Origin of the sequence: Protofrankia sp. CiP1_Cm_nod2 (assembly GCF_920664355.1) — a bacterium.
GTDB lineage: Bacteria > Actinomycetota > Actinomycetes > Frankiales > Frankiaceae > Protofrankia.
Window position 1 is genome coordinate 4,008 of the sequence record NZ_CAKKTL010000330.1, and the last position, 1,127, is coordinate 5,134.

The window sequence follows — 1,127 nt, forward strand, 5'->3', positions numbered from 1 at the left end:
GGGCGGCGCAGCATCCCGGGCGTTGGGCAAACGTCCAGGTCGCGGAGGCGGCCGGGCGCGAGGTTGTCACCGCGGGCCTGGCCGGGGCGGCCGGCGCCGCGCTGATCGGAAGCGTGGTCGGGGCGGTCGAGGCCGCGGCGCGGGTCCGTGCGGGCGAGACGTCGGCCGGGGTCGCCGCTCTCACCGCCGTCGGAAGCGCGGCTCGTAATGCCGCCCGCTCCGGGGCGTTGGCCGGTCTTGGTCAGACGGTGCGGGTCGCGGCCCGGGCCGGGCTGCTGCCGGAGGTGTTCGGTGGTGGCAGCCTGCCGATGGTGCTGGCCGGCGCGACGTACGGCGTGGCCGAAGCAGGGTTCGATCTGGCTCGGGGACGGATCGACGCCGGTGAGTTCGCAGCCCGCAGCGCCACGGTCACGACCAGCGCCGGCCTGGTCTGGGCCGGTGGGGTTGTCGGGCAGACCGTCATCCCGATACCCGTGATTGGTGGCCTGGTGGGCGCCTTCGCCGGTCAGGTTGCCGGCATTGTGGTCGTCCAGGGGCTCCAGACGGCGATTGTCGCCGCGCGTGCCGACGGTGTTGCGAAACCTCGGCTGCGACTCCTCGAACGTGAGCTGATGACGACCGCCGCTACCGCCACCGCGCTCGGCAACGCCGCTCTGGCGTTGGGAGAAGAGCGCAACGCCTACGTTGCCGAAATCGTGCTGCCGCGGCGGCACGAGCCCAGGCTGCCCTGACGACCGCCGACCCGGCGCAGGCCCTGGTCGAGCTGGCCGAGGTGACCCGGGCCTTCGGCGGCCAGCCGATCTTCACGACGATGGACGAGTTCGACCGGTGGATGGCCGACCACGAAGCGGTATTCAGCCTCGACCCGAACTGGTGACAAGTAATCCCTGCGACGCAGGTGCCGAAGTCTCGGTCTCAAACACCTCGATTACGGAAGGCCGAAATTGTATGCGGCCTGTCCCATAATTATTTCTGACCCCAGCAGCTATATGCTGTAGTTGTTGCCCGCTGGAAGACGACTGGCCGAATTCGCGCGTCGCGAAGCTCAACTTGGCGGGTGCGCCCCTTTTCCTGGACCGGCCCGCGACTACACAACGCCACAACCAATCATCGCAGACCGTCGCCCC

General features: G+C 69.6%; 1 pseudogene. It reads left to right on the plus strand.

Going from position 1 to position 1,127, the window contains the following annotated elements:
• Positions 1-731, plus strand: a pseudogene (locus tag NBW84_RS22755) (hypothetical protein); the annotation flags it as partial.
• Between the last annotated feature and the right edge of the window lie 396 nt (positions 732-1,127).